Raw genomic sequence first — 23,339 nt, 5'->3', positions numbered from 1 at the left:
AACGGACACTTAAGCCCCGGTGCCCAAGTGTCCGTTCGCGCTGCTGCGGTTATGAAGCGAGCCAGATGTCCGGGCCGAAGACCTCGTAGTGGATCTTGGTGGCGGGGATGCCCGCATTGATGGCCTCGTTGCGGATGTGCTTCATGAACGGCAGCGGCCCGCAGAGGTACAGCGACGCATTGGCGGGCAGGTCCACTTCGCGCAGGGACATGAAGCCGGACTTGGAACCGGCCTGCGGCTCCTCGAGCCAGAGCTGGAGGTCGGCACCTTCGAGGCGGTCGACGTCGTCCGTCATCTGGCCGCGCAGGGCCCAGCTGTCCAGCGTGCTTTCGGCGTGCAGCACCAGGACCTGGCGGTCCGAGCCGGACTCGGCCAGGGAGCGCAGGATGGACGCCGTGGGCGTGCAGCCGATGCCGGCCGAGGCCAGGACCACGGGGCCGTCGCCTTCCCGGAGCGTGATTTCGCCGTAGGGGTTGGAGATTTCGATGACATCGCCCACGGCTATTTTGTTGTGCAGGACGGGGGAGACCTCGCCGCCGTCGTCGAGCTTGGTGGTGAAGCTGCGGCTGGTGCCGGTGTCGCCGGAGAGGGAGTACTGGCGGACCTGGCGGAGTCCGTCCGGAAGGGTGATCTTGACGCTGACGTACTGGCCGGGGAGGGCCGCGGTGACGGGGGTGTCGTCGGCCGGTTCCAGGGTGAAGGTCATGGAGCCGGTGCCGGCCGGGGTCTTGGCGGCGACTGTCCAGGGGGTCCACATTTTGCCGTTGGCCTGTGCTGCGTAGAGGCCCTTCTCTAGCTTGATCAGGGCGTCTGCCATGAGCCAGTAGACCTCGGTCCAGGCTTCGGCGATTTCCGGGGTGATGACCTCGGCAAGGTCTTCCGCGATGGCGGCGAAGAGGTGCTCATAGACCACCTGGTACTGAGGTTCGGTGATGCCAAGGGAGGCATGGCGGTGGGCGATGCGGGCCAGTACGGTCTCCGGCAGTGTGCCGGGGTTGTTCACCAGGTGGGTGGCGAAAGCGGCGATGCTTCCGGCCAGGGCCTGCTGCTGGTTGCCGTTGCGCTGGTTGGAGCGGCTGAAAAGCCCGTCCAGCAGTTCGGGGTGGGCGGCGAAGAGGCGGGCGTAGAACTTGGGCGTGATCTCCCCGATCCGGGAACCGACCAGCGGCAGGGTGGCCTCGATGACGGGGAAGGATTTGTCCGAGAGCATGCTGACTCCTGAGGTAGTGGCCCGGGGCTTCGTCCGGACCGCGGTCGGATACTTGCATTTAAAATGCCAATATCCATACCCAAGTTCTACACCTTGTAGAAATAAATACCAAACCAGGCGGAAGCGGGTTAGAGTCCGGGGCGCAGGCGGATCGCCTGGAATACGGGCGCCATCTGGCCGGAACCGGGCAGCTCGGCCACCACCACCTCATCCAGTTCGCGGTAGAAGGCTTCCCGGGCCCGGGCAAGCGCACCCCGAAGCCGGCACTCCTTGATCAGCGGGCAATCGCCGCTCGGGGAGACGCACTCCGCGGCGTCCGTCCGGGTGTCGAGCTGCCGCAGGACCTTGCCGACGGTAATGACCCGGCCGGCCGCGTTGAGCCTTGACCCGCCGTTGCGTCCGCGCTCGACGTCGATCAGGCCCAGCAGGCGCAGCTTGGCCATGGCCTTGCTGACGTGGTTGTAGGGTGTGCCGACGGCGTCCGCCACGCTCTGCGTGGTGAGCAGATCACCGTCCGGCGCGGCAGCCAGCACCATGAGGGCGCGCAGGCTGACGTCCGCGAAGGCGTTGATTTTCATGTCACCAGCTTAATGACCCGCGCCAAAGGACGGGACCATCCGGTCTAGTCCACCCAGATGGCTGGTTCGTTGGTGTCCGCGGCCAGTTCGCCGAAGTCCCATTCACGGGTGGCCGTGTTCGCCGCGTAGGGAAGGACTGCAGCGAACACGGCTCCGTCGCGGTGCTCGGTGGCCACGTGAATGGCGTCCGAGCCTTCCTCGACCAAAGTGATGTCGCAGACTATCGCCGCCGCCCGGAAGTCTTCCCGGTTCTGGCGCAGCAGTTCGGTGAGGTCGCTGATCATCTCATCGGCGTCGAACTCGTCATCCGACCCCGAGGCCGCATCAGCCGGCGAGACGGCGACAAGCCGGACCTCGCCGTCGTTCTCCACCACCAGCGCGAAGGGCAGGAAGCCGCCGTTGCGCTCAAGCTGCTCCTGGGCGGCGCCCATGCCGGTGCCCAGGAGATTTTCCAGGTCCGTGGCGGTGGATTCCGGCACGGACGTGCGCCACGACGACTCGGCCGGCGAGGAAGGGGACTCTGCCATCTGCGCGGTCCTACCGGCGGACCAGGGACAGCACGCGGTCGCGCACGCGTTCCATGGTGGCCTGGTCCGTGGCTTCAGCATTCAGGCGCAGGAACGGCTCCGTGTTGGAGGGGCGCAGGTTGAACCAGTAGCTTCCGTCCGTGGCCGTGAAGGTGCTGCCGTCCAGGTGGTCGACGTCAACGTCGTCGTTCGCAAAATCGGCGCGGACCCGCTCCACGGCGCCGGCCTTGTCCTCGATCTCGGAGTTGATTTCGCCGGAGGAGATGTAGGGCTCGTACTCGCGGCCGAGCTCCGAGAGCGGGCCGTCCTGTTCGCCCAGGGCGGCCAGCACGTGCATGGCCGCGAGCATTCCGGTGTCCGCGTTCCAGAAGTCCCGGAAGTAGAAGTGGGCAGAGTGCTCGCCGCCGAAGACGGCGCCTTCCTTGGCCATGACGGCCTTGATGAAGGAGTGGCCCACGCGGGTGCGGACGGCGCGGCCGCCGTCCTGCGCGACGAGTTCGGGCACGGCCCGGGACGTCAGCAGGTTGTGGATGATGGTGGGCGTCTCTTCGCCCTGGGCCTTGGCCCGTGCGATCTCGCGGCGGGCCACCATGCCGGTGATGGCCGACGGCGACACGGCGTCACCGTTTTCATCGATGACGAAGCAGCGGTCGGCGTCGCCGTCGAAGGCGAGCCCGATGTCTGCACCGTGTTCGACGACGGCGGCCTGGAGGTCGCGCAGGTTCTCCGGCTCCAGGGGGTTGGCCGGGTGGTTCGGGAAGGAACCGTCCAGCTCGAAGTACAGGGGAATGATGTCAAAGGGGAGCTTCGGCAGCAGGGTGTCGCCGAGCACCGCGGGCGTGGTGAGTCCGGCCATGCCGTTGCCGGCGTCCACCACCACCTTCAGGGGGCGGGAACCCGAGAGGTCCACGAGCTGGCGCAAGTATTCGGCGTAGCCCTTCAGGACGTCCTGCACGCCGATCTGCCCGCGGGTTTCGGCGACGGGGATGCTGCCCGTGTTCAGGTACTGCTCGGCGAGGGCCTGGATTTCCTTGAGCCCCGTTTCCGAGGAGATGGGAACGGCTCCGGCCTTGGCCATCTTGATGCCGTTGTATTCTGCGGGGTTGTGGCTTGCCGTGAACGTGGCCCCGGCGGCGTTCAGGGCGCCGCACGCGTAGTACAGCTCGTCCGTGGAGATCAGGTCCAGCAGCTGGACGTCGGCTCCGCGCGTCGCCGCGCCGTTGGCAAAGGCCTTGCTGAACTCGGGGGAGGAGGGCCGCATGTCGCCGCCGACCAGGACGGTCTGGCCTTCCAGACCCAGCACGTCGACGAAGGCGGCCCCGACCGCTTCGACGATTTCAGCGGTGATGGAGTCGCCCACGATGCCGCGGACGTCATACGCCTTGAACGAAGCCGAAAGGTCAAAAGTACGGGTCTGGTCGCTAGTCACGGGATTTATCTTACGGGGAAGCGGGGTGTGGCCCGCGAAACCGGGGAAATGGAAGCGGCGGCGGGTTGCGGTCCGTATCCGTTCCGGACCGGGGCTTGTCCACATAGGCGGATCCGCGGCTTGGGAGTGTCAGAGGCGGCTGGGATACTGAATCAATGGCCAATAACCAGCACGCTGCAGTTCTTCCGTCCGCTTCCAGCCTTCCGCCCCGCACGGAACAGGGGGCAGTCTCGGCGACCCGGGCCCAGGCCCTGGAGGTGCTGCGGGAGCTGGTAGGCCACCCGGAAGCCGACTTCCACGACGGCCAGTTCGAGGCTATTGAGGCCCTGGTCGACGCCGGCCGCCGTGCCTTGGTGGTGCAGCGGACGGGCTGGGGGAAGTCGGCGGTCTACTTCGTGGCCTCGCTGCTGCTCAGGCGGCGCGGAGCGGGCCCCACACTCATCGTGTCACCGCTGCTGGCGCTGATGCGCGACCAGGTGGCGGCCGCCGCCCGCGCCGGTGTCCGGGCCGTCGCCATCAACTCCGCCAACCAGCTCGAGTGGGACACCGTGCGCGAACAGCTGGCCGCGGACCAGGTGGACGTACTCCTCGTTTCACCCGAACGGCTCACCAATCCCGGCTTCCGCGAAAACCAGCTGCCGGAGCTCATCCGCCGCACCGGGCTGCTGGTCATTGACGAGGCACACTGCATTTCCGACTGGGGCCACGACTTCCGGCCGGACTACCGCCGCATCGCGGACCTCATCACGCAGCTGCCGGACGCGGTTCCGGTGCTGGCCACGACGGCCACGGCCAACTCACGCGTGGTCCACGACATCGAGGAGCAACTCGGCGACGGCGTGCTGACCATCCGCGGCGCCCTGGGCCGGGAGTCCCTGCGCCTCGGTGTGCTCACGCTGCCGGATTCGCGTGAGCGGCTCGCCTGGCTGCTGACCCACCTGGCGGACCTGCCGGGCAGCGGGATCATCTACACGCTGACCGTGTCAGCGGCCGAGGACACGGCCCGGCTGCTCGCCGAGGCAGGCCATGAGGTGCTCGCCTACACGGGCCGCACCGACCCCGCGGACCGCGAACGGGCTGAGCAGCTCCTCAAGGACAACCAGGTGAAGGCGCTCGTCGCCACCTCCGCCCTGGGGATGGGCTTCGACAAGCCGGACCTCGGCTTCGTGGTGCACCTCGGCGCCCCCTCCTCACCGGTGGCCTACTACCAGCAGGTGGGCCGTGCCGGGCGTGGCGCCGCGAACGCCGACGTCCTGCTGCTTCCCGGCTCCGAGGACCGCGAGATCTGGCAGTACTTCGCCACCGCGTCCATGCCGTCGGAGGAGAAGGCCACCGCCGTGCTGACCGCCCTGGCGGAGGCCGGATCGGCAGTGTCCACCGTGGCGCTCGAAGCCCGGGTCGACCTTCGCCGGACGCCGCTGGAACTGCTGTTAAAGGTGCTGTCCGTGGACGGCGCCGTGGAACGCGTCGGCGGCGGCTGGCGGTCCACGGGTACGCCCTGGACCTACGACGCCGAACGGTACCGCCGCATTTCGGAAGCGCGCGTGGACGAGCAGGACTCCATGGTCATCTACCAGGACACCGCAGGGTGCCGGATGGAATACATCACCTCGGTGCTGGATGACGAGACCGCCTCCGCGTGCGGCCGATGTGACAACTGCGCCGGCCGGTGGTTCCCCGCGGACATCGCATCAGCGGCCACCGAGGCAGCCGGCCAGACACTGAGCCGGGCGGGCATCGTCCTGGAACCGCGGCTTCAGTGGCCCAGCGGAATGGACCGGCTTGGAGTGCCGGTGAAGGGGAAAATCAAACCCGAAGAGAACCTCGCCGACGGCCGCGTCCTTGCCAGGCTCACGGACCTGGGCTGGGGCGGGGCGCTGCGGGAGCTCTTTGCCGCGGGAGCCCCGGACCGCACCGTGGATCCCGGCATGCTGCAGGCCTGCGTCCAGGTGCTGCGCGAATGGGGTGCCGGCGACTCCAGGGTTCCGGGCTGGAGCGGGGCGGGGCGTCCGGCGGCCATTGTGAGCATGCCGTCGCGCGGCAGGCCCGCCCTCGTGGACTCGCTGGCCAGGGGCATCTCGGAGATCGGCCGCATCCCCTACCTCGGGCAGCTGCAGCTGGAGCACGGCGGCCCCACGGGCGGCCGCGGCGGCAACAGCGCCTACCGCCTGGCCGGCGTCTGGGACCGCCTCTCGGTAGGCCAGGAACTCGGTTCGGCCCTTGCCGGTTTCGGCGGCCAGAGCGTGATGCTCATCGATGACCTGGTGGACAGCCGCTGGACTGTCACCGTGGCCGGCCGTGCCCTCAGGCAGGCCGGCGCCGGGGCGGTTCTGCCGCTGGCACTGGCCCAGGCCGGCTGACCTCCGCTCCGGCATTCCGGTGCAGCATGAGGCTGTCTGCGGTGCTGAGCAGCATCAGCAGGGCGATGGACAGGAACGCGCCCCGGTAGGCGGCCACCCCGCCGTCGTCCGTTGCGGCCCCGAGGACGCTTCCCAGCCCACTGGCAAGCACGGGTCCTGAGCCGAAAACGCGGACCAGCAGCGCGCCGATGGCGATCCCGGCTCCGGTGGCAAGCTGGACCATCGTGGCCGAAACGGCGTTCGCCGATGTGAGCTGGCCGGGATGGATATCGGCGTACTGGACGGATGCGTAGGCCGAGAATCCGATGGAGCGGAAGACGCCGCTGCACACGAGGAGCGCAAAGATCAGGGGTTCCGGGGTTCCCCGAGTCAGCAGCGCGCACAGGACAAAGGTCGCCGCCGAGGCCAGTGAGGCGCAGACCAGCACCGGCCTGAAGCCGAAGCGCCTGATCAGCGGCGTGGTGGCCGGCTTGATGCCGATGTTCCCGAGGAACACCGCCGCCACCATGATGCCCGCGTGCAGCGGGCTCCACCCGAAGCCTTCCTGGAACATCAGGGGAAGGAGGAAGGGCACGGCGCTGATGGTCAGCCGGTAGATGAAACCGCCGGTGTTCGTTGCCCGGAAGGTCCGCGTGCCAAATACCGTCAGGTCGAACAGCGGGTGCGCTGCCCGCCGCATCCAGGCGGCGGCCGCGGCCAGGGCCAGGACCCCCGCCGCGATGCTGGGCCAGGTCCAGGGACCGTCCGGGTGGCTGCTGGCCAGTTCCAGGCCCACCACCAGCGCACCCACGCCGATGGTTGTGAGGGCGAGCCCGGCCCAGTCCAGCCGGCGGTGCCGGTCGCCAGCCACGGGCGGAACAAGGCGCAGCGCGGCCAGGAACGCGGCGATGCCGAGCGGGAGGTTGATCAGGAAGATCCAGTGCCAGGACAGGTAGGTGGTCAGCACACCGCCCACGAGCGGCGCCAGCACCGGCGCCAGTAGCCCGGGCCACACGAGGTAGGCGGTGGCCCGCAGCAGCTCCGCCTTGGGCGTCCCGCGAAGCACCACGAGCGTGCCCACGGGGACCATCATTGCCCCGCCGAGGCCTTGCAGCACGCGGCTCAGGGTCAGCATGGTCAGGTCCTGGCTCGCCGCGCAGAGCAGGGAAGCAACAGTGAAGACGGCAGTGGCCAGGCAGAACACGCGGCGCGCGCCTAGCCGTTCGGCCAGCCAGCCGCTGAGCGGGATGCCCATGGCCACCGTCATCAGGTAGGCGGTCATGGTGATGTTCACGCCTGCGGCCGGCACGCCGAAGTCACCGGCGATGCTGGGGATCGCCGTGGTCAGCACGGTCCCGTCCAGGAATTCCATGAAAAACGTGGCGGCCACGAGCAGGGCAAGCCGCGGATTCCACGGCTGCACCGCTGTCGGTTCCGACCGCGGGGAAGACGGTTCCCGGCTCATGAGCCCCTCGCCAGTTCCAGAATGGCCATGGCGGCGTTGTGGCCGCCGATCGCGCTGACGGCCCCGCCCCGGCGGGCTCCGGAGCCGCACAGCAGGATGCGGTCATCGCCGGTGGCCACGCCCCAGCGGCGGGCCGGGGTGTCCAGCGGCGCCCCGTCGTCCACGAACGGCCAGTCCAGGCCTCCGTGGAAGATGTTGCCGCGCGGCATGCCGACCGCCCGCTGGATGTCCAGCGTGGTCTTGGTTTCGATGCAGGGGCTCCCGTCCGGAGCGGTCATGAGCAGGTCCTCGATGGGCTCTGCGAGCACGGAATTGAGGGAGCTGAGCACGGCCGCCTGCAACTCGGCGCGGCGTCCCTCGTTGTTCGCTTCCGTAATCAGGCGGTCGGGGACGTGGAGTCCGAACACGGTCAGGGTGTGTGCCCCGGCAGCCTGCAACTCCGGCGACAGGATCGTGGGGTCCGTCAGCGAGTGGCAGTAGATCTCGCACGGCAGGGGCCGCGGAATGGCCCCGGTCTCCGCGGTCCGGTAGGCCAGGTCAAGCTGGTCCCAGGTCTCGTTGATGTGGAAGGTGCCGCCGAAGGCCGCTTCCGGGCTGACCGTCTGGTCCAGCAGCTGCGGGAGCCTCTTGAGCAGCAAGTTCACCTTGACCTGCGCCCCCTCGCGCGAGTGGTTGGGACGCAGGTCCTCCTGGCCGGAGGCCGCCCCGCCCGTCCGCAGCCTCGCCAGCACCGCGGGGGCAACATTGGCGAGGACCCAGCTGGCCCCGGCCACCCGATCCTCGCCCGCGCACCTGTAGGTGACGGTTCCCGAGGGGTCGATGCCTGTCACTTCCGCGCCGGTGAGTACCGTGGCTCCTGCTTCCCGGGCGGCCCGTTCCAGTTCGCCGGACACCGAACCCATGCCGCCGATCGGAACATCCCAGTCGCCGGTGCCGCCGCCGATCAGGTGGTAAAGGAAGCAGATGTTCTGCTGCAGGTCTTCGCTGCCGGCCCGCGCGAACGTCCCGATCAGGGCGTCGGTCAGCACCACACCGCGCACCAGGCCGTGCTGCAGCGCCTCAGCGATGGATTCGCCGATGGGCCGCTCCGTCACCGCCTCCCACGCGACTGTTGCCCCGGCGGCCTCCGCCAACCGCCTTGCTTCGGACCTCGTCGGCAGCGGGGACAGCATGGTGGGCCACAGGGCCTCGGTAAGTTTGCGGCAGTTGCCGTAGAACGTGTCGAACGCCTCCGCCTCGCCGACGGGCGCGCCGATGGCTGTGAACGATGCGGCGGTGCCCGCGGCGTCGCCGTTGTCGATGAGGAGGCCACGGCCCGGGTAGGACGGGTCAGGCGTGTAGGAGGAATAACGACGGCGGGCAAGCCGGATGTTCAGGCCGAGGTCGTCGATGATCTGCCGCGGCAGAAGGCTGACCAAATAGGAGTAGCGGGACAGGCGGGCGTCGACGCCGTCGAACGCCTCGGCGCAAACGGCGGCGCCGCCGGCGTGTCCGAGCCTCTCCAGCACCAGCACCCGCAGGCCGGCCTTGGCAAGGTAGGCGGCGGCCGCCAGTCCGTTGTGCCCGCCGCCCACGATGATCGCGTCGTATGCCTCGTTGCCAGTCATGCGATTATCCTGCCACCGGACAGGCCGGGTCCGCGTTGTCCGTCCGCAACCCGGACGGGCGAACCCGAACGGACACGCCACGGACGGAAGCACCAGGAAAGACGCGCCCGGGAACGCAAAAGGCCCCGGTCCGAGGACCGGGGCCAAACGCGGAGACGGGGGGATTTGAACCCCCGGTGGAGTTGTGCCCCACACTTCATTAGCAGTGAAGCCCATTCGGCCGCTCTGGCACGTCTCCAATTGCTATTACTAGCCAACCAAGGATACGCAGAACCGGCCATTCAGTGCAAAACGGCTCGCCTGGAACAACGCGGGGTCACTTCTGGCCCATCCGGAGGCCCCACATGGGCCGGAAGTGACCCCGCGTTGCTTTGGGACGGCCGGATCATGCACTTCCGCCGGCCAGCGCACGCCAGAGGAAGTGCTGGCTGCGGCTCTGGAGCGCGGCCGCCTGCCTGTTGTCCGACGCGCCGGCATGCCCGCCTTCCAGGGCTTCGTGGAACCATACGTTGGGGATGCCCATGGCCAGCATGCGCGCAGCCATCTTGCGGGCCTGCGCTGGGCCCACGCGGTCATCCGAGGTGGCCGTCCAGATGAAGGTCTCCGGATAGTCCACGCCGTCGTGCAGGAGGTGGTACGGCGAGAACGTCCGGATGAAATCCCAGTGCTCCGGAACATCCGGGTCACCGTATTCGGCGATCCACGAGTGGCCGGCCGAGAGCTTCGTATACCGGCGCATGTCAAGCAGCGGCACGCCGCACGAGACGGCGCCGAACAGTTCGGGGTAGCGCGTCAGCATGTTGCCCACCAGCAGCCCGCCGTTGGAGCCGCCCACGCAGCCCAGGCGCTCCCGGGAGGTGACGCCCCGGGAAATCAGGTGCCTGGCGACGGCGGCGAAGTCCTCGAAGGCCCGGTGCCGCTTTTCCTGCAGCGCGGCCCGGTGCCACGACGGGCCGTATTCTCCGCCGCCGCGGATGTTCGCCACCACGTAGACGCCGCCGCGGCTGTGGGCCGGGTGTCCGTCCGCATCGACAGTGCCCGCGGCCCCGCCGGTGCGCCGCTCGAGCCACGCCCGTCCGATGGCGCCGCTGTAGGCCGGAGTCCGCGAGACCTCGAAGCCGCCGTAGCCGGAGAGCTGGGTGGGGTTCTGCCCGTCGAGCACCAGGCCGCGTGCGGCGACCTGGAAGTACGGCACTTTCGTGCCGTCCTCGGATACCGCGAAGTGCTGCTGCACCTCGTAGTCGTCCTCGTTGAAGAACGACGGCGATGTCTTGACGACCGCATGGCTGCTCGCCACGCCCGCGGCGGGACTTCCCCCGGCCGGACTTCCGCCCGCGGGATCTTCGGAGGCGCCGCCGGCAGGCTGGCGCGTCAGCGTGCCCCGGGTCAGCGAGCTGGGCGTCGTGAAGCCGGTGGCTACGAGCCAGAAGTCGTCGCCGGCCCCGGCCGGTCCGGCGGAGTGCCGCCCGCCGTCGGCATCCCCGCCGGCCTCATCTTCGTCGTCCACGGCAAAGGCATTGACGTCGTGCAGCGGCGGGCAGGCGTCGAGCACGGTGGAGGCCCACGCGCCGGAAACCGAACCGTCCCCGGAAACCGAACCGTCCCCGGAACCGGGCCGTGAAGGGTCCAGCACCCGGATTTCCGATGAGACGTCCCGCAGCAGGTTCAGCAGCAGGAAGTTCCGGGTCCAGCTCCAGGACTGCAGGGACGTGTGCTCGTCCGGGGTGAAGAGGACGGTCAGCCGGCGCTCGCCGGCGAGGAAACCCTCAAAGTCCGCGGCCAGGAGCGAACCGGCCGGATAGCTGGTGCCGTCCGCGGTCCACTCGGCCTGCGGGCGGAAGAGCAGCCAGTCCCGGTGCGCGCTCAGGTTGACGTCGGTGGGCACATCCACCGGCACCCAGGACCCGTCCCGCATCACCGATGTGCTCCGGTTGAAGAAGTCGATCCAATCCACCGCGAACGTCCGCTCAAACCCGGGAGTGGAGTCGTGCGCCACGATCGCCATCATGTGGTCCTCGGGGATCTCGAAGATCCGCGGCGCGTCAGCCAGCCGCTGTCCCCGGCGCAGCTTCACGCCGGTACGGGCGTAGGAGGACGCCGTCCGGGGCAGGTCTTCGGCGGTGCTGGCGACCAGCAGCGTGTCCGCATCCAGCCACGAGGCGTTGCCCTTCGCCGTCGGCAGGTCAAAGCCGCCCGCGGCGGCCTCCACGAAACTCAGGGACTCGACGTCGAATTCGCGGTGGCGGTTGGCGTCGCCGCCGTCGGGGGAGAGCGCCACGAGGGCCCGCCGGTAGGGCTGGCCGGGCTCGGGCCGGAGGAAGTTCGCTCCGTGGAAGACCCATTCCTCGCCCTCCGCGGCGGCGAGCGCGTCCACATCGAGCAGCACCTCCCATTCTGGGGCGTCGCTGCAGTAGCTTTCCCAGGTGGTCCGGCGCCAGAGCCCCTTCGGGTTCTGCGCGTCCTTCCAGAAGTTGTAGTACCAGTCGCCGCGCTTGTTCACCATGGCAATCTTGTCCGTTGAATCGAGCACCTCGAGGATCTCGCCTTCGAGGCGGGCATAGTCCGCGTCCTCCAGCAGATCCTCGGTGCGGGCATTCTGCTCACGGACCCAGGCCAGCTGCTGCTCACCGTAGATGTCCTCAAGCCAGATGTTTTCGTCGGTGGGCTCCGGTGCGGTCCCCGGGGGAACAGGGCCGGACGCGGGAGCGGAATCAGCTGCGGTGGTGGTCATCGCCCCATCCAAACAACATCCCGGCTCAGCTAGCAAGTCACATGCCGATACTCTGGATGCCGTGGTCACTACGCAAAGCATCCGAACGGCACTGATAGGCGCCGGTCCCAGAGGTGCCAGCGTGCTGGAGCGGCTGCTCGCCAACTGGGCGGCCGCCGCGCCGTCCGGGTCCGGCCAGGACACGTCGTCGGGCCCGGACGCCGCGGCGCCCGGCCTGCACATCGATGTGATCGATCCTTACCCGGCCGGCCCGGGGCACGTCTGGCAGCCCGGCCAGTCGCGGCTGTACCTGATGAACACACAGTCCTTTTACCCCACCCTCATCCCCGAGGACCCAGACCTCGCCGCCCCGGTTGCCGGCACGACGTTCGACCGCTGGCGGGCCGCCCAGCAGCAGGATCCCCTCCCTTCGCTGTCGGACGACGAGCTCGCGGAGCTCGCGGTGCTGGGGTCCCGCGATTTCCCCAGCCGCGCGCTGTACGGGCGCTACCTGCGCTCCACGTTCGAGGAGCTGCTGGCCGCACTGCCCGACCGCGTTACCGTCACCGTCCACGAAACGTCGGCCACCGCCGTGCGCCCGACGCCGGACGGAACGTTCGACGTCGTCCTGGCCGGCGGCGGGGCCCTCGCCGTGGATTCGGTGGTGCTGGCACTCGGCCATCTGGCGTCCCGCCTCAGCCCCGAGCAGCGCCAGCTGCAGGCGGCGGCCGCCCAGCTGGGCCTCCGCTACCTTCCGCCTGCCGTCCCGGCCGACGTCGACTGGTCCGTCATCCCCGCGCAGGAACCGGTGCTGGTCCGCGGGATGGGGCTGAACTTCTTCGACGTCATGGGCCAGCTTACGGAGGGCCGCGGCGGGAAGTTCGTGGACGCCGGCGACACCCTGGAGTACCTGCCCTCGGGCCAGGAACCCCTGATAATTGCGGCGTCCCGGCGGGGAACCCCGTACCGTTCCAAGGCCACCCTCGACGGCTACTATCCGGCGTCGGTCACGCTGAGGTACTGCACGGAGAGTGCACTGAAGCGGTTTGCGAAGGCCGGAATCGTCCCGGCCTTCGACCACGACATCTGGCCCCTCCTGCACCGGGACGCGCTCTGGGCCTACTACTCCACGCTGGTGCGCTCGCAGCCCGGTGCGGCGCCGGATCCGGCGAAATTCCTGGCGGAGCTGGACGAGGCCCTGCATCCGCACGCCCACAGCACGGGCAGGTGGGAAGAGACGTTCAACGCCGTCATCGCGGAGCACGTCCGTCCCGCCAGCAGGCTGGACCTGCGCAGCCTCGCGGCGCCGCTGGCGGGCCGGTCCTTCGGCTCCCGGGCGGAGCTGGACGCCGCCGTCGTCGACTATCTGCTCGACGACGCCCGCCGTTCAGCGCTGGGCGAGGACGACCCCGTCAAGATGGCCATCGGCGCGCTGCACCACGGACGTGCCGTGCTGAAATCGGTGGTGGCCGACGGCGGCATCACCGACGAGTCGTGGGTCGCCGGGCTGCGCGGCTGGTTTGAGTCGTTCGTGGAGGGCCTCGCCAGCGGACCGCCTGCCCTCCGGGCGGAGCAGCTGGCGGCCCTTGCCCGCGCCGGCGTGGTCAGCTTCGTCGGGCCGGACCCCAAGTTCGGTCTCGACCGCAGCAAAGGCGCCTTCACGGCCGCGTCGCCGTGGGTCCACGACGACGCAGCCCAGGCCCGGACCATGGTGGAGGCGCTCGCGCCGGCCAACCGGGTGGCCGTCAACGAGTCGCCGCTCCTGGAACAGCTGCTGGCGGACGGCCTGGTGCGCCCGCGGACCATGATGACCGTGGAAGGCACGCCGGTGCAGGCCTCGGGACTGGACGTCAGCCCGCATCCCTACCGCCCCGTGGCCGCCAACGGAGTAGTTGCCGATCGGCTTTTCGTGCTGGGCCTGCAGCTCTCGGCGTCACAGTGGGGGACCGCCATCGCCGCCGAGGCGCTCCAGCAGGCCGGGCCCGTTTATGCGAGCGGCCAGCGGACCCTGCGCGACGCCGACGAGATCGCCCGCGCCATCCTCGGCGGCAGACACCGGGGCTAGCCCCTGCGGGCATCTCCGGTAGTCGTTCCACGCGACGGCGTACCGGAGCCAGCCGGCGACGTTGTGCTACCTGGCGGGCTTCACGCGCCCGTGGCCTGGGCCTCAGCGCCCTGGCCGGTGTCCTGGACGATCTTGAACCTGGCGCCGGTGGGATCGGCCAGGGTGGCCAGCCGTCCGAACGGCGTATCGTCAGGTCCGTCCACGAGGGTTGCACCCATGCCAACGGCCTTTTCGATGGACGAGTTGGCGTCTTCCACGGCGAAGTAGACCTGCCAGTTGGACGGGACTTCGGCGGGGAGGTAGCCCGACGCGTCCATGATGCCGGCCTTCGCTTCCCGCCCGGCGCCCAAGGTGGTGTAGCGGAATTCCGGCGTGTCGCTCATGACGTCGGTGTTCCACCCGAAGACGTCCTCATAGAACTTCACCGCGGCGGCGTAGTCCTTGGTGTGAAGCTCGTGCCAGGCAGGTGCGCCTGGCTCGGCGACGAGCTCGTAGCCGCGCATTTCGCGGGGCTGCCAGACGCCGATAGCGGCACCGGAAGCATCCCCGAAGAAAGCCATGTGTCCCTGTTCGGGAACATCCATGGGTTCCATGTAGACCTGGCCGCCGTTGGCCGCGACAGCGGCAGCCGTGGCGGCGGCGTCGTCGGTGCGCAGGTAGGTGGACCACATGTCCGGCATGGCCTCCTGTTCTTCCTGCTTCTGCATGATTCCGGCGACCAGTTTGCCGTTCTTGTTGGCGGTGATGTAACCGCCGTATTTTTCCTGGTCCCCGGTCTGGAAGTCCCAGCCGAACAGTTCGCCATAGAACTGCCGGGCGGTCTCCGTGTTGGAGGTCATCAGGTCAATCCAGCAGGGTGCGCCGGGCGTGATGTCAGGGGTGGGCATAGTCAGCTCCTGTTGTGGGCCGCGGAGCAAGTCCGCAGGTCAAAGGGATATGGAGACAGGTTCGACACTATGCCCGGGGTCTGACGGTTTCAATGGCCAGGACGTCAGCGCTGGTCCGAATACGACGTTGCGGGTTCCTGGTCGTCGTCCGCTTCGACCCACTCAATGAAGTCCTTCAGGGACATGCACCAGTAGTAGTCCGAGTACCTAAGGCTCTGCTTGTCAGACTTGGTCATGACGGCGAACCTCCCCCAATCCCTGCGACGCGGATGCCCTTTCCGCTTGTGGCGGCAGGAGCAATGCTGATTCCAGTGAACGCCCTCGGCGGCCGTCCGCGCATGCGTGGTGCGTACTCGATTTCTGCGGAGCAGGTACTCGGTCTACCTGCTTTTGGAGTCATCGCCAGCAGCTCTACTTGCTTACGCAGAAGGGCCGGCCGGACCAACCTTTCGATTGGCCCAACCGGCCCTACTTTGTGCTCTGACTGCACTGCGCGGAAGGTAAGAGATTCGAACTCTTGGTACGGGGTTACCGCACACTGGTTTTCAAGACCAGCTCCTTCGGCCGCTCGGACAACCTTCCCTAACTAGTAGTGTTTCATAGGCAGTTGGCTGCAACAAAAACCGGAGTGTGGCGGTTGCTGCCGGTGCACACTATTTTTGGGCAGTAATCAGCTAGGAAATCGGGAGTTCTCCATGAAAGCCGTCTACATCTCGGAGCCGGGCGGGCCCGAAAAGCTGGAAGTCCGGGACGTGCCCGCCCCGGTGCCGGGCGAGGGCGAGGTCCTGATCGACGTCGTGGCCGCGGGCCTGAACCGTGCCGACGTGCAGCAGCGGAAGGGCTACTACCCGCCGCCTCCCGGCGCCTCGGAAATTCCGGGCCTGGAAGTCTCCGGCCGCATCGCCGGATTCGGTCCGGGCGTCACGAAGCCGTTTTCCATCGGAGACAAGGTGGTGGCCTTGCTCGCGGGCGGCGGCTACGCGCAGCAGGTAGCGGTCCGCTCGGAGCAGGTAGTGAGGATTCCCGACGGCGTTGACCTGGTGACCGCGGCGGCCCTCCCGGAGGTTGCGGCCACCGTGTACTCGAACCTCATCATGACCGCACAGCTGCAGCCCGGCGAGACCGTCCTGATCCACGGCGCCACCGGCGGAATCGGCACCATGGCCATCCAGTTCGCGAAGGCCATCGGTGCAACTGTCGCCGCCACGGCCGGTACCGAGGAGAAGGTCAGCACGGCCAAGGCCTTCCTCGGGGCGGACATCGCCATCAACTACGCCGAGGAGAATTTCGCCGACAGCCTCCGGGCCCAGAACGGCGGCAAGGGCGCCGACGTGATCCTGGATGTCGTTGGCGCCAAGTACCTGCAACAGAACGTCGATGCCCTTGCGGACTACGGCCGCCTCATCGTCATCGGACTGCAGGGTGGCGCCAAGGGCGAACTGGACCTGGGGCAGCTCCTCCGCAAGCGTGCGGCCGTCGTTGCCACAGCACTCAGGCCCAGGCCGGTGGAAGAGAAGGGCGTGATCATGACCGCCGTCCGCGATGCCGTCTGGCCCCTGATCGCGGCAGGACGGATCCACCCGCTCGTGGCAAAGACGTTTCCGCTGGGCCAGGTCCGGGCAGCCCATGAGTACTTCGACTCCGGTGAACACGTGGGCAAGATCCTGCTGGTCATGTAGCAGGCGATTGCCGCCGGTTCTGGCGGGCGGGTCCTTCACCATACATACCCGGTATTGCCATGTCCGGACAATGCCGCTAGGCTCGAACCATACGCGGTATGCACCGGTCTTGGGGGTCGGTGCATACCGCGGCCTTCCTAGCCAAGGAGCAACATGTCCATCCGCCACAGCCTCCTCGCCCTGCTGCAGGACCAGCCGCGCTACGGCTACCAGCTCAGGGCCGAATTCGAGGACCGCACCGGGTCCACCTGGCCGCTGAACATCGGGCAGGTCTACACCACACTGGACCGCCTCGAGCGCGACGGCCTCGTCAGCAACGACGGCGGCGACGGCGAAGGCCACGTGGTCTACAGCATTACGGCCGCCGGCAAGGCCGAGGTCCAGGGCTGGTTCGCCACGCCGGCGGAGCGGACCAATCCGCCGCGGAACGAGCTCGCCATCAAACTGGCGCTCGCCGTCACGCTGCCCGGCGTGGATGTGGCCGCCATCATTCAGGCGCAGCGCGTGGCTTCCATGCGGGCGCTGCAGGACTACACGAAGTCCCGGCGGGATACAGCTGCCAGCCAGCGCCCGGGCGACACCGCCTGGCTGCTGGTGCTGGATTCGCTGATTTTCCAGACCGAAGCGGAAGTCCGCTGGCTGGACCTGTGCGAAGCCCGTATGGTCCAGCTTTCGCAGACGGCCGGCACGCACACTGCCGTACGCAAAACGTCCAACGGGGTCACTGTGGAAGAGGCAGCCCCGCTCAACGCGGAGACGCGGCGTTGAGCGTCCACGCGCCGCGGCAGGTCCTGGAACTCGCCAGGGTGAGCAGGACCTTCGGCCGGGGTGCGACGGCGGTCGCAGCCCTGCGCGACGTTGACCTCACCGTCAGCGCGGGCGAGTTCGTTGCTGTGATGGGTCCGTCCGGGTCCGGCAAGTCATCCCTGCTGTCGCTGGCCGGCGGACTGGACCGCCCGACGTCGGGCGGTGTCTTTGTGGAATCCACGCCGCTGGCGGGGCTCGGACTCAACGAACTCGCGCGGCTGCGCCGGCGCGCAGTGGGTTACGTCTTCCAGGACTTCAACCTGATCCCCACGTTGTCGGCGGCGGAAAACGTGGCCCTGCCGCTGGAACTGGACGGCGTGCAGGCCAAGAAAGCCCACCGCCAGGCCGTGGACGCCCTGCGGCAGGTGGGCATCCCCGAACTGGCCGACCGGTTCATGGACGAGATGTCCGGCGGGCAGCAGCAGCGCGTGGCCATCGCGCGGGCCATCGTGGGGGACCGGAGGCTGATCCTCGCCGACGAACCCACCGGGGCCCTGGATTCGACCAGCGGCCACGGCGTGATGGAGGTGCTGCGGGAACGGGCAGACGCCGGGGCTGCCGTCATGCTCGTCACTCACGAGGCCCGGCACGCGGCTTGGGCGGACCGGGTGGTGTTCATCCGCGACGGCCGGATCGTGGACGAGGCGGCGGCCATGCACGATCCCGCGATACTGCTGGCACGGACCGGCTTCTGACGTGGCGATCGACCTCAAACCGGCGCCCGGCGGGCGCCGGCACAGCTTCCGCGTCGCCCTGCGGATGGCACGCAGGGACATCAGCCGGCACAGGGGCCGTTCGCTCCTGATCGTCCTGCTGATCATGGTGCCCGTCGCCGGCATGGCCGGGGCCGCAACTCTTGTGCAGAGCATGCAGGAGACACCCGCCGAGCGTGTCCAGCACCAGCTGGGGAGCACGCAGGCGAGGCTCCGGACCATGGGCGCCTACAACGCGGACATGGTCCAGAACCCCGTCGTGGAAACAGTGGCGGGGTCGCGGAACTACGCCCGCGACCCGGACTTCGTGCCACGGGACCCCAAGGACGCCATCCCGACCGGATACAGCGTCCTCACGGAGTCGCAGCTGACGCTCAGGGTCTCGGTGGGCGCTGCCGAAGTCCCGCTCCTGGGTTCTGTGCGGTTTCCCGGGTTCCATCCGGACGCGCCGCTGATCGCCGCGGCCATGGGCATGGGACTCCTCGCCTGCCTTCTTGCTGCTGCCGTGCCTGCCGGCCAGGTCGCCAGGCAGGCTGTGCTGGGCGCGCTGAAGTCCCGGCAGGGCGTCGTCGGCAGCCCAGCGCTGGCCGGCCAGAATCGGCGTCCTCCTGCTGATCATTGCCGTGGCTGCGCTGGCGGCGGGCACGGGCCTGGGCATGGTTGGAGACGCCCCCGATGTCCTGGCGTCCCGGACGCCGCTCGTGGCCGGGCTGCTGATAGGGGGCGCCGTCCTGACTGCGGCCGCCCTGGTGCTCCTCACGGGCGGCGTGGTGGCGGTGCTGACAGCCCGCAGCGGGTGGCTTCCGTTGCCCGCACGGATGGCCGCCAGGGACGCGGCACGCAACCGCAGCCGCACCGTCCCCGCCGTGGCCGCCATCCTTGCCGCCGCCACCTTGGCCAGCGCCGTGATGGTCCTGGCCGCCAGCCAGTTTGAGAGCGCACGGCAGACGCACCCCTGGTCGGCGCGGGAAAACCAGGCGGCCCTGCCCCTCGCTGAGACGGGACCGCTGCTGGCGGACGGGTCGGTGGCACCTGTCAGGGTCATTGATCCCGCGGCGGTCACCGGCGCGCTTGAGGGTGCGCTCGGGACGGTGGAGTGGACGCGGGTGTTGGCGTCACCGGTGGCTCAGAACTGCAATATGAGGGCCGGGGCCACGGGTTCCTCCCGTCCGGATGACGGCAACTGCCTCGAGTACAAGCTGGCCGTGCCGGCAGGCAATGAATGCCCCGCCACGCAGCAGGGACTGGTCCTGAACGCCGGCGACTCGCGCTGCCAGGGATCGATGCTTCCTCTGGGAATCAGCGGCCAGATCCCTCAGCTCATCGTCGGCGGCGCGGCAGAGCTCGAAGCCCTGCTGGGGAGAAAGCCGGGCAGGGATGCCCTGGAAGCGCTTGCGGGCGGCGGGATGGTGGTGAGCAACCCGGTCTTCGTGAAGGACGGGCAAACAGTACTGCAGGCCTATGACCTCCGGCGGCCTGTGACCGGACCGAACAATCGGGCTGACTTCGAGGTGGTCAGCGACCACAGCCTGCCGGCGGTGGTGGAAAGCCCGGAGGTGCCGGTGCCCTACTATGGCGTCATCTCAGCCGACGCCGCCTCCCGTCTGGGCATCCATGTGGAACCGGCGGCCCTGCTGATCCAGCTCTTCGGGTACCCGTCCGCAGCTGAGCTGGACAAAGCCTCGGCCGCGCTCGCCGGAATCTATGGGACCCAGCCCGCCGCCCTCCATGTTGAGGCGGGCGCGGACCGCGACAGTTCGTCCGTGCTGTGGCTGCTCGTCGGCCTGAGTGCCCTGATCACGCTGAGCGCCGCTGGGATCACCGCCGGGCTGGCCCTGGCGGATGCCCGGAGCGACCACATGACCCTCGCCGGAGTCGGGGCGCCGCCGCGGCTCCGGAAGTCCATGGCGGGAGCACAGTCGCTGATGACGGCTGGGCTGGGGACGTTGATGGGACTTATAGCGGGAGTGGTGCCTGCCGTCCTGGTCACGGCGGCAACCCGTACCCTCGCCGCCCCGGTGGTCCCATGGCTGCAGCTGCTGGCCCTGCTCGTGGCCGTGCCGCTGAGCGGAGGGGCCCTGGCGTGGCTCGTTACCCGCGCCCGCCTGCCCATGTCCCGGCGCGGCGTGGGCGCTTAGCGCCTCCTGTTTCGGCTCCCGCCGTGGCGGGCGCGCTGCACGGTTGGCCCGTTCAGCGCGCCTGCCCTACCGCTCGGCGCGCCGGCCGGCGGCACCTCGCAAATGTGCCCGGCGGTTCCTGGCGCCCTTGGTAGGGTGCGCAAGAGAGAGCCACATCACATTTTTGATCTCAAGGAGGAGACATGAGCAGCATGCCGGATGGCAGTGCTCGGACGGCGGACGAGGATCTGGAGCTAACACCGGATCCCTTGCTGCCGCCTACCGCCGTGGACGAGGCCGTCCTCGAGGCGGAAGACCGCAACTGGACGCCCGCGAAGATCGCGATCTGGGCAGCGATAGCGCTGCTGGGCGGCGTGGCCTGGTTCATGCTGGCGATCATCCGGGGGGAGACGGTCAATGCGATCTGGTTCGTGTTTGCGTCCGTCTGTACGTACCTGATCGGCTACCGCTTCTACTCGAAAGTGATCGAACGGTACATCACCAAGCCGAACGACCGCCGCGCCACCCCGGCCGAATACAAGGCCGACGGCAAGGACTATGTCCGCACGGACCGCAACGTCCTGTTCGGCCACCACTTCGCCGCCATCGCAGGCGCCGGGCCGCTGGTGGGACCCGTCATCGCAGCCCAGATGGGCTACCTGCCCGGCACCATCTGGATCATTCTCGGCGTCGTGCTGGCCGGTGCCGTCCAGGACTACCTGGTCCTGTTCTTCTCCATGCGCCGGGGCGGCCGCTCCCTGGGCCAGATGGCCCGTGAGGAACTCGGCGTAATCGGCGGCACCGCCGCCCTCATCGCCACCCTGCTCATCATGGTGATCATCGTCGCCATCCTGGCGCTCGTCGTCGTCAACGCGCTCGGCGAAAGCCCGTGGGGCGTCTTCTCCGTGGGCATGACCATCCCGATCGCCCTCTTCATGGGCGTGTATCTGCGCTTCATCCGGCCCGGCAAGATCATGGAAGTTTCCCTTATCGGCTTCGTCCTGCTCATGGCCGCCATCATCGGCGGCGGCGCCGTGGCCGGCACCGAGTGGGGCGCCGCGTTCTTCCACCTGGACAAGGTCACCATCGCCTGGGGCCTGATCGTCTACGGCTTCATCGCCGCCATCCTTCCGGTGTGGCTGCTCCTCGCTCCGCGCGACTATCTCTCCACGTTCATGAAGATCGGTGTCATCGTCATGCTGGCGCTGGCCATCATCGTGGTCCGCCCCGAAATCACCGTTCCGGCCTTCAGCGAGTTCGCCGGCCGGGACAACGGTCCGGTGTTCTCGGGAGCCCTGTTCCCGTTCCTCTTCGTCACCATTGCCTGCGGCGCCCTGTCCGGGTTCCACGCCCTGATCGCCTCCGGCACCACACCGAAACTGATCGAAAAGGAACGCCAGACGCGCCTCATCGGCTACGGCGGCATGCTGATGGAGTCATTCGTGGCCATCATGGCCCTTGTCGCCGCCATTTCGATTGACCGCGGACTGTACTTCGCCATGAATTCGCCGGCGGCTTTGACCGGCGGCACCGTGGAAACCGCGGCAGCCTGGGTCAACGGCCTGGGGCTCTCGGGCGTGAACATCACGCCGGACTTCCTGGCCCAGACGGCGGCCAACGTAGGCGAAGAAAGCATTGTCTCCCGCACCGGCGGTGCGCCCACGCTGGCCGTCGGACTTGCCCACATCATGCAGCAGTTCGTCGGCGGCACGGCCATGATGGCGTTCTGGTACCACTTCGCCATCATGTTCGAGGCCCTGTTCATCCTGACGGCAGTCGACGCCGGCACGCGGGTTGCCCGCTTTATGCTGCAGGATTCGATCGGGAACTTTGTGCCCAAGTTCAAGGAGGCGTCCTGGCGCGCGGGTGCCTGGCTCTGCACCGCCATCATGGTGGCCGCCTGGGGCGCGGTCTTGATCATGGGCGTCACCGACCCGCTGGGCGGCATCAACACCCTGTTCCCGCTCTTCGGAATCGCCAACCAGCTGCTTGCCGCCATTGCCCTTTCGGTCTGCATGGCCATTGCGGCCAAGCGCGGCTCCTTTAAATATCTTTGGGTCGTGGCGGCTCCGCTGGCCTTCGCTGCTGTCGTGACCATCACGGCCAGCTTCCACAAGATCTTCTCCCCGGTCCCGGCCGTGGGTTATTTCGCCAACAACGCGGCCTTCGCCAAGGCGCTTGCGGACGGCAAGACCTCCTTCGGATCCGCCAAGACCCAGGCCGCCATGGAGGCCGTGGTCCGGAACACCATGATCCAGGGATGGCTGTCGGTGATCTTCGTCGTGCTGAGCATCATTGTCATCATTACGGCGACGGTCGCCACCGTGCAGGCCTTCCGCAACGGGGCTGCCGGGGCTGCCCGGGGTGACCACGAGGATCCGGCCGTGCCGTCGGCGACCTTCGCGCCGGCAGGGTTTGTTCCCACGGCGGCGGAACGCGAAATCATGGCCGAGTGGAACCGTCTGCCTGCCGAACAGCGGCTGGAAAGGCCAGCGCACCACTGATGCGTGAGACGGCCGTGAAGGGGATAGCCGAAGGGTTCCGGGGGTTCGCCCGGTACCTCGGCGGCGTGATGGGGGCGGATGCCTACCGGAAATACCTGGCGCACCACGCCGCCTCGGGCCACCAGGGGCCGCCCATGACCGAACGGGAATTCTGGCGGGACCGGACCGACCGCCAGGACGCCAACCCTGAGGGCAGGTGCTGCTGACCATGCCCGTGTTGCCGTCCGGAGTCACGGTCCGCCGGATCGGACCCGGGGACGCCGCGTCCTTGAACGCCCTGGCACGGACAGACAACGTCTTCGACCAGGATCCCGCCACGGAGCCGTCGGGCGCCTTGACGCCCGACGGCGCCCGGGACTTCCTGTCAGACCCGTCGGTGCTTTTTTGGCTGGCTGAGGCGGACGGGCAGGTGGTGGGGTTCCTGCACTGCTACGTGCAGCGCCGCCGGAGTTCCGGCCCGTGGGCGGAACTGCTGCTGATGGAGATGGGGACCCATGCGGACTGGCGCCGCCGGGGGATCGGGCGGGGCATGGTGGCGGCGATGGAAGCGTGGATGAAGGAGAACGGGGTTGCGGAAGTATGGGTTCCGGCCAACACCTACGCCGCTGGCTTTTACCGCAAATGCGGTTTCGTTGCCGATGAAGGCGAAATCCTGGTCAAGGAGCTTCATTGACTGGACTCCGCATTCCGGGCCCGTGAGAG

The 23,339-nt window shown here is 68.4% G+C and carries 18 protein-coding genes and 2 tRNA genes; 9 read left to right on the top strand and 11 right to left on the bottom strand.

What is annotated here, in order from left to right:
* Positions 1 to 49: 49 nt before the first annotated feature.
* From ABFP37_RS19505 to ABFP37_RS19490, 4 genes are all read right to left on the bottom strand, one after another.
* Entirely contained in the window at positions 50 to 1,210 is a 1,161-nt protein-coding gene (locus tag ABFP37_RS19505; RefSeq protein WP_347034634.1) for a globin domain-containing protein, read from the bottom strand.
* Between the two features lie 128 nt (positions 1,211 to 1,338).
* A complete protein-coding gene (locus ABFP37_RS19500) occupies positions 1,339 to 1,788 on the bottom strand; it encodes an Rrf2 family transcriptional regulator (RefSeq protein ID WP_347034633.1) in 450 nt (149 codons plus the stop codon).
* 44 nt (positions 1,789 to 1,832) lie between these two features.
* Positions 1,833 to 2,315, bottom strand: a complete 483-nt coding sequence (locus ABFP37_RS19495; RefSeq protein ID WP_078029929.1) for a hypothetical protein — start codon at positions 2,313 to 2,315, stop codon at positions 1,833 to 1,835.
* Between the two features lie 10 nt (positions 2,316 to 2,325).
* Entirely contained in the window at positions 2,326 to 3,744 is a 1,419-nt protein-coding gene (locus ABFP37_RS19490) for a phosphomannomutase/phosphoglucomutase (protein WP_347034632.1), read from the bottom strand.
* Positions 3,745 to 3,899: 155 nt separating this feature from the next.
* Between ABFP37_RS19490 and ABFP37_RS19485 the strand changes: the two genes are divergently transcribed.
* Positions 3,900 to 6,104 carry a RecQ family ATP-dependent DNA helicase gene (locus tag ABFP37_RS19485; RefSeq protein WP_078029931.1) on the top strand — a complete coding sequence of 735 codons (2,205 nt, stop codon included), beginning with the start codon at positions 3,900 to 3,902 and terminating at the stop codon, positions 6,102 to 6,104.
* Here the strand turns inward: ABFP37_RS19485 and ABFP37_RS19480 are convergent.
* The 4 genes from ABFP37_RS19480 to ABFP37_RS19465 all read right to left on the bottom strand — a co-directional run bounded on the left by ABFP37_RS19480 (position 6,049) and on the right by ABFP37_RS19465 (position 11,886).
* Positions 6,049 to 7,548, bottom strand: a complete 1,500-nt coding sequence (locus tag ABFP37_RS19480) for an MFS transporter (RefSeq protein WP_347034631.1) — start codon at positions 7,546 to 7,548, stop codon at positions 6,049 to 6,051. The genes ABFP37_RS19485 and ABFP37_RS19480 overlap by 56 nt on opposite strands.
* Positions 7,545 to 9,155, bottom strand: a complete 1,611-nt coding sequence (locus ABFP37_RS19475) for an NAD(P)/FAD-dependent oxidoreductase (RefSeq protein WP_347034630.1) — start codon at positions 9,153 to 9,155, stop codon at positions 7,545 to 7,547. Before ABFP37_RS19475 ends, ABFP37_RS19480 begins: the two co-directional genes overlap by 4 nt.
* A 150-nt stretch (positions 9,156 to 9,305) precedes the next feature.
* A tRNA-Ser gene (locus ABFP37_RS19470) sits at positions 9,306 to 9,393 on the bottom strand.
* Between the two features lie 147 nt (positions 9,394 to 9,540).
* Entirely contained in the window at positions 9,541 to 11,886 is a 2,346-nt protein-coding gene (locus ABFP37_RS19465) for a prolyl oligopeptidase family protein (protein WP_078029934.1), read from the bottom strand.
* On the opposite strand from ABFP37_RS19465, the gene ABFP37_RS19460 reads away from it, so the two are divergent.
* Positions 11,789 to 13,930 (top strand): FAD/NAD(P)-binding protein, encoded by a 2,142-nt coding sequence (locus ABFP37_RS19460; RefSeq protein ID WP_347034629.1) that lies wholly within the window; start codon positions 11,789 to 11,791, stop codon positions 13,928 to 13,930. The two genes, ABFP37_RS19465 and ABFP37_RS19460, sit on opposite strands and share 98 nt — an antisense overlap.
* A gap of 80 nt (positions 13,931 to 14,010) precedes the next feature.
* Here ABFP37_RS19460 and ABFP37_RS19455 read toward each other — a convergent pair whose 3' ends face one another.
* From ABFP37_RS19455 to ABFP37_RS19445, 3 genes are all read right to left on the bottom strand, one after another.
* The gene (locus tag ABFP37_RS19455) at positions 14,011 to 14,817 is read right to left on the bottom strand and encodes a VOC family protein (protein WP_347034628.1); all 807 of its coding nucleotides are present in this window, start codon (positions 14,815 to 14,817) and stop codon (positions 14,011 to 14,013) included.
* A gap of 104 nt (positions 14,818 to 14,921) precedes the next feature.
* Positions 14,922 to 15,053 carry a hypothetical protein gene (locus ABFP37_RS19450; RefSeq protein WP_260680864.1) on the bottom strand — a complete coding sequence of 44 codons (132 nt, stop codon included), beginning with the start codon at positions 15,051 to 15,053 and terminating at the stop codon, positions 14,922 to 14,924.
* Between the two features lie 258 nt (positions 15,054 to 15,311).
* Positions 15,312 to 15,399, bottom strand: a tRNA-Ser gene (locus tag ABFP37_RS19445).
* Positions 15,400 to 15,512: 113 nt separating this feature from the next.
* Here ABFP37_RS19445 and ABFP37_RS19440 point away from each other — a divergent pair.
* The 7 genes from ABFP37_RS19440 to ABFP37_RS19410 all read left to right on the top strand — a co-directional run bounded on the left by ABFP37_RS19440 (position 15,513) and on the right by ABFP37_RS19410 (position 23,310).
* Positions 15,513 to 16,496, top strand: coding sequence for an NAD(P)H-quinone oxidoreductase (locus ABFP37_RS19440; RefSeq protein ID WP_347034626.1), 984 nt, complete (start codon positions 15,513 to 15,515; stop codon positions 16,494 to 16,496).
* A 153-nt stretch (positions 16,497 to 16,649) separates the two neighbouring features.
* On the top strand, positions 16,650 to 17,264 hold the full coding sequence (locus ABFP37_RS19435) for a PadR family transcriptional regulator (protein ID WP_078029938.1): 615 nt from the start codon (positions 16,650 to 16,652) through the stop codon (positions 17,262 to 17,264).
* Positions 17,261 to 17,998 carry an ABC transporter ATP-binding protein gene (locus ABFP37_RS19430; protein ID WP_347034625.1) on the top strand — a complete coding sequence of 246 codons (738 nt, stop codon included), beginning with the start codon at positions 17,261 to 17,263 and terminating at the stop codon, positions 17,996 to 17,998. Before ABFP37_RS19435 ends, ABFP37_RS19430 begins: the two co-directional genes overlap by 4 nt.
* Positions 17,999 to 18,639: 641 nt before the next feature.
* Positions 18,640 to 20,154 carry a hypothetical protein gene (locus tag ABFP37_RS19425; RefSeq protein ID WP_347034624.1) on the top strand — a complete coding sequence of 505 codons (1,515 nt, stop codon included), beginning with the start codon at positions 18,640 to 18,642 and terminating at the stop codon, positions 20,152 to 20,154.
* A gap of 182 nt (positions 20,155 to 20,336) precedes the next feature.
* Positions 20,337 to 22,637 carry a carbon starvation CstA family protein gene (locus ABFP37_RS19420; protein ID WP_078029940.1) on the top strand — a complete coding sequence of 767 codons (2,301 nt, stop codon included), beginning with the start codon at positions 20,337 to 20,339 and terminating at the stop codon, positions 22,635 to 22,637.
* Complete coding sequence (locus ABFP37_RS19415) at positions 22,637 to 22,843, top strand: YbdD/YjiX family protein (RefSeq protein ID WP_078029941.1); 207 nt, start codon at positions 22,637 to 22,639, stop codon at positions 22,841 to 22,843. The genes ABFP37_RS19420 and ABFP37_RS19415 overlap by 1 nt, the downstream gene beginning before the upstream one ends.
* 2 nt (positions 22,844 to 22,845) lie before the next feature.
* Positions 22,846 to 23,310, top strand: a complete 465-nt coding sequence (locus tag ABFP37_RS19410) for a GNAT family N-acetyltransferase (protein WP_139362941.1) — start codon at positions 22,846 to 22,848, stop codon at positions 23,308 to 23,310.
* Positions 23,311 to 23,339: the final 29 nt, after the last annotated feature.

The sequence above is a fragment of the Burkholderia sp. RS01 genome, assembly GCF_039748055.1.
Lineage (GTDB): Bacteria > Actinomycetota > Actinomycetes > Actinomycetales > Micrococcaceae > Arthrobacter.
This window is presented reverse-complemented; position numbering and strand designations above follow the sequence as displayed.